Origin of the sequence: Rhizobium sp. SEMIA 4085, assembly GCF_013004495.1 — a bacterium.
Taxonomy (GTDB): domain Bacteria; phylum Pseudomonadota; class Alphaproteobacteria; order Rhizobiales; family Rhizobiaceae; genus Rhizobium; species Rhizobium gallicum.
This window is the reverse complement of sequence record NZ_JABEPH010000426.1, coordinates 1-4,513: the sequence shown is the minus strand read 5'-3', so window position 1 is coordinate 4,513 and position 4,513 is coordinate 1. Positions and strand designations below refer to the sequence as shown.

General features: G+C 59.1%; 7 protein-coding genes. 4 read left to right on the top strand and 3 right to left on the bottom strand.

Annotation, left to right across the window (positions count from 1 at the left end):
• Nucleotides 1-237: hypothetical protein (locus tag C9413_RS28235; protein ID WP_210263639.1), on the top strand; the 237-nt coding region annotated here is incomplete at its 5' end.
• 696 nt (nt 238-933) lie between these two features.
• On the opposite strand, the gene C9413_RS28230 is transcribed toward C9413_RS28235, so the two are convergent.
• Nucleotides 934-1,152, bottom strand: a complete 219-nt coding sequence (locus C9413_RS28230; protein ID WP_040115373.1) for a hypothetical protein — start codon at nt 1,150-1,152, stop codon at nt 934-936.
• A gap of 128 nt (nt 1,153-1,280) precedes the next feature.
• Here C9413_RS28230 and C9413_RS28225 point away from each other — a divergent pair, with 128 nt between their 5' ends.
• Both C9413_RS28225 and C9413_RS28220 read left to right on the top strand, forming a co-directional pair.
• A complete protein-coding gene (locus tag C9413_RS28225) occupies nt 1,281-1,904 on the top strand; it encodes a TetR/AcrR family transcriptional regulator (protein ID WP_040115374.1) in 624 nt (207 codons plus the stop codon).
• 84 nt (nt 1,905-1,988) lie between these two features.
• Complete coding sequence (locus tag C9413_RS28220; RefSeq protein ID WP_028740048.1) at nt 1,989-2,177, top strand: hypothetical protein; 189 nt, start codon at nt 1,989-1,991, stop codon at nt 2,175-2,177.
• Here the strand turns inward: C9413_RS28220 and C9413_RS28215 are convergent.
• Both C9413_RS28215 and C9413_RS28210 read right to left on the bottom strand, forming a co-directional pair.
• The gene (locus tag C9413_RS28215; protein WP_040115375.1) at nt 2,174-2,611 is read right to left on the bottom strand and encodes a DUF1810 domain-containing protein; all 438 of its coding nucleotides are present in this window, start codon (nt 2,609-2,611) and stop codon (nt 2,174-2,176) included. The genes C9413_RS28220 and C9413_RS28215 overlap by 4 nt on opposite strands.
• 70 nt (nt 2,612-2,681) lie before the next feature.
• A complete protein-coding gene (locus C9413_RS28210; protein ID WP_223844133.1) occupies nt 2,682-2,996 on the bottom strand; it encodes a hypothetical protein in 315 nt (104 codons plus the stop codon).
• 227 nt (nt 2,997-3,223) lie between these two features.
• Between C9413_RS28210 and C9413_RS28205 the strand changes: the two genes are divergently transcribed.
• A partial coding sequence (locus C9413_RS28205; protein WP_170251221.1) for an amidase occupies nt 3,224-4,513 on the top strand: 1,290 nt, incomplete at its 3' end.

Genomic DNA, 4,513 nt, shown 5'->3' with positions numbered 1-4,513 from the left:
GAGAAGACCGCATACGAGATGCACAGGACTGTCGTGGTCACGGGTATGAGTATAATAGAGAGATCGGATACGAAGATGAGGATGGCCGCCGGTACCGTGCACGGTCTCGATCGCCGGCGCGAGAAGCGGATGGCGGCCAATGACGAGATCAAAAGTCCGATCCGGGCAGTGGACTACAAGATCGTGCCGCTTCAGTACCATACGGTTTCGCCGGGGCACCTGGTGGCGATCAGCTAGATCAGCTCCTTCCCGATCCCCAAAATGTCTCCAGCTTCAGCCGTTGCGCGATCAAGGGTGAGCACCGTGGCGTGGCGGTGATCGCCTCTCGAAGGAAATCAAACGCCTATATAAGACTCGTTGGTGTTCCTCTTCCAGTTGGCGTATTCGATTTTGAGCGCGATCGCCGAGGCGACTTTGGTCAAAGACCAATCGCTAATCAGGAACACCTGCTCGGGTGTGCATCGCTCGAAGACGGCGCTTGCGCGATCGCTGGCTTCCTCGTTTCGTCAAGACAGCAACGATGAGGGAAGTGTCGAGATAGAACATCAGTAGTGATCGGTATCACGCATTTGGCGGACAAAGTCGCCTGCGCTTATCTCCTGCCGCGGGGCGACGCGCGCAGCGCCTTCAATTGCTCTTCGTCACCCGGCTTTTTGGCTTTCGGATTCGTTATAATCTCTGCCACCGGCTTGCCGCGTTTCAATATCTGCACGGTCTCGCCCGCATCATGCGCTGAACCGGTTCACACAGATGCGCCTTCACGTTCGCCAAGTGACTCGGGTGATCACGAATTGACCATCTGGATGTCATATTACGGGAAAATGTGCCCGGACGCAGTTATTGGACGCCCCCCAGGTGGCGCAAATACAGCGAGAGCCGCCGTTGGGGGAAGACGGCAGCTCTCGCACGGGGCAGGGAAGGTCCCCGGGGAAGTCAGCAAAAGCAGGAAACCGTCGTCGGGTTCACGCCGGCGCGATTGGCGATCGCGTTGATGAAGCCATCTACCTTGGAGGCATTCGGTTCGCGTTTGCGGGCTGCCGTTTCCAGGAGTTGCTTGAAATCATCAAGCTTCACGCCATCGGCGCGCATCACCATGGCAATCAGCGGGTCGCGAAGAGCTTCGGATATCGTGAGGTCACTGGTCTTTCTCATGGTTCGTCCTCCTTTCGTGGGCGGTCGCCCGTGTTCCGCTGACGCCGCCAGCCCTCTCGGCATTGACTTGTACGATCAGCGGTGTTACCGGTAAGTAACAATGCATTTGTTACCGATCGGTCACATCTATGTCAAGGACTTCGTCCGTAAAAAAATCCGAAACTTCGCATGAAATCCCAAAGGTGCTGACAAACGAGAAAATCCCGCCGAGGGAACGCATCGTCTCGACGGCTTCTGAGCTTTTCCGCGAACATGGCATCCGCGGCATTGGCGTCGATGCGATTGCAGATGCGGCGCTCACCAACAAGATGACGCTCTACCGGCATTTCGGCTCGAAGGACGAGCTCGTCTGCGAGACGCTGCGTCGCGCCTGCGAAAAGGCCGAAGCGATCTGGCGTGATCTCGAGGCAACGGCTCCGGGCAACGCCCGGGCGCAGCTCGACGCGTGGGTTCAGGGGCGGGCTGAGTGTCTGAACGGAGAGCCGGCCGGCTGCGATCTTGCCAATGCGGCGATCGAACTAAAGGGAGAGGGACACCCTGCCCATGAGGTGATCGAGCGCCATAAGGCCGAGCAACGTCAACGCCTTGAAGAGCTCTGTTCCGCCGCCGGGGCTCGGGAGCCTCAACTTCTTGCCGACACTCTGACACTTCTTTTGGAAGGGGCGCGCGTCACCCGGCAGGCGATGGGCAGCGACGGTTGCTGCAGCCACTTCTCAAAAGCCTGCAGTGCGGCAATTGCATCGCTCTGCTAAGCCCGGGGGCCATATCGGAACCTTTCCATCTTCGAGATCGTTTTCCAGCTTGATGAGGAAGGCAATATCGGAGCTGGTAGAGATATGAACTACACCTATCTCCATCGTCTGTATGCCAAGCGCGCCGAACTGGAATCCAAACTCGAGCTTCACGATGCGCGCAATTGTTTTGGCGAGGAAGAACTTGAGGATGGCACGCAGTCCGATCTGCGCGAGCGCCTCAACGAAATCTCCGACGAGATTGCAGCGCTGGAACAGTCTCCCGGCCGTTAAGTCGCGGCATTGAGGATCTCTATCGTCCGCTCGTCGAATTTTCCGCCGTAGAACCGATCGATCGCTTCATGAAACAGTGAACCTTGATCACTGACGGCAGCAAACAGCGTCAGTGAAGAGCGAAGTTTGAGATCATCCGGGGACCCGAAAATCTCGTGCGCCGTGCAACCTTCGACCGAGAGGGTCGCTTGGACGCAGCGAAGAAGTCGGCCGCCCAAAATGGGGTTGCTCAAATAGGCGGCAGCTTCCTGCGCTGAGCGGATCGCATATTTCTCGGCCATCGCCGACGAGCTTAGCCCGGCAACCTGCGGGAAGATGAACCACATCCAGTGCGAGCGCTTTCGTCCCTCGCCAAGTTCTTGCAGGGCCTGGTCGTATATCCCGTTCTGTGCATCGATAAAGCGCCCGAGATTGTAGTCGACGTGACCGGCCATGGTTTTTCTCCTTCTGGTGCGACGCGTCGAAGGCAGCTGACTTCCATGCAGTGGGCCTAGCGATCCGAAGTCAACACCTCTTCTCTGCGAAAGGGCTGTATTCCCGGCAAGAATCCAGGCTGCCAGAAGATGATGCGGGTGTCGCAGGCGCAGCAATAGCACCGGTCACCTCAGGCGATACCGAAGAATTAAGGTGCCCAGTCAATCCGGCAACACCGAGAAGGACCAAGGCGCCGACCACAAGCAGCCGTTCACCCAGAGAGAGCTTCTGCGCGTTGATGTGTTCCACGTAATCGCGCTCACCTTCGCTGGTGGCTTGTGCGTTTGTTGGGTGATGTGCCACCATATCGTTGTGGCGCGGGTTTAAAATATCGTGATGCGTCATTTTTATTGCTCCTGCGGCACAGCGGGACCGGGTGGATCAAAATATGATGCCCGTTGGGAGGCCCGCGTGTCGGGTGCATGTGGTCGTGCATGGGGCAGAGTTGAAGAGCCGATCTGCAAACTCAGTGTTCAGAAAATCAGACCAATCCGGATACCAGGGTAAACAGGCTGGTCCGCAGCGACGATCCGCGATAGGTCAAGGGGAACGATGCCTTTACGGATTCTCCCATGACCAAGCCATTCGGCGCGATGACTGTCGCGCAACTGTCGATCCTCATTCAGAGCGGCGCTGTTGACCCGGTCGAGGTCGTGCGGTCGATCTTCGAGAGCATCGAAGGCCATCCCGACAAGGCGGTCTTCACGGTGCTTCTAAAGGAACGGGCGATTGACGAGGCCAAAGCTTCCTCACTGCGCATCCGTAGGGGCCGCTCGCTGGGCGCGCTCGATGGTATCCCGATCGCATGGAAGGATCTCTTCGACATCGAGGGCCTTGCAACAACAGCCGGGTCGAAAGTGTTGGCGAGCACTGCGCCGGCGGCAAGCGATGCAGCGACCGTTATGGCGCTTAAGCGGGCCGGAATGATTGCGGTGGGGCGAACGAATATGAGCGAATTCGCCTTCTCAGGCCTCGGCATCAATCCGCATTACGGCACACCGCATAACTCCCACGGCCTTGACGTGCCGCGCATCCCGGGCGGCTCTTCTTCAGGGGCAGCTGTGGCTGTCGGCGCCGGCCTCGTACCGGTCGCGATGGGAACCGATACGGGCGGGTCAGTCCGTATCCCGGCCGCACTTAACGGCCTCGTGGGCTATAAGGGGACGCGCGGCCGATATTCCATGGACGGCGTCTTTCCCCTTGCAAAGAGCCTGGATTCGCTTGGTCCACTGTGCCGAACAGTCAGGGATGCCGTGTGGATCGATGCTGCGATGCGCGGCCTGACCTCATCCGAGGTGTGTGCCCGTCCGCTGAAGGGCATTGAGATTGCGATTCCCACAAATGTGGTCTTCGACGGCATCGAGCCGGGCGTTGCGGCTGCCTTTGACGCGGCGGTGGAACGGCTGGCGAGGACCGGGGCCATCATCAGCCACATGACGATACCCGCTTTTGACCAAACCTTGACTTCGATGACCCGTTACGGAGCGCTGGTAACCGCCGAAGCTTTCGCGCTGCATCGCGAGCGCCTGGCCGGCCCGGAGGCTGCGGGCATGGATCGTCGCGTTGTCATGCGCACGCGTCTTGGCGAAAAGACAGGAATGCCGGACTATATTGCAATCCTGGAGATTCGCGAGCGGCTCATCGCCGAATGCAAGCGGCTGATCGGCGACCGGCTGCTTGCATTCCCGTCCGTCGCCCATGTGGCGCCGCCGATCGCGCCTCTGGAGATGGATGCCGGCCTCTTCTTTGCGACGAACGCCACGACACTGCGAAACACGGCGCTCGGCAGCTTTCTCGATTGGTGCGGCGTGTCGATCGCGTGTGGCGCCGGCGATGCCGGGATGCCGGTCGGCTTCCTGTTG

What these genes read in the sequence shown, in the direction of transcription:
- C9413_RS28225 (WP_040115374.1), top strand. Translation starts at nt 1,281, where the DNA reads ATGTCAAGGACTTCGTCCGTAAAAAAATCCGAAACTTCGCATGAAATC.
- C9413_RS28230 (WP_040115373.1), bottom strand. Translation starts at nt 1,152, where the DNA reads ATGAGAAAGACCAGTGACCTCACGATATCCGAAGCTCTTCGCGACCCG.
- C9413_RS28215 (WP_040115375.1), bottom strand. Translation starts at nt 2,611, where the DNA reads ATGGCCGGTCACGTCGACTACAATCTCGGGCGCTTTATCGATGCACAG.
- C9413_RS28210 (WP_223844133.1), bottom strand. Translation starts at nt 2,996, where the DNA reads ATGACGCATCACGATATTTTAAACCCGCGCCACAACGATATGGTGGCA.
- C9413_RS28220 (WP_028740048.1), top strand. Translation starts at nt 1,989, where the DNA reads ATGAACTACACCTATCTCCATCGTCTGTATGCCAAGCGCGCCGAACTG.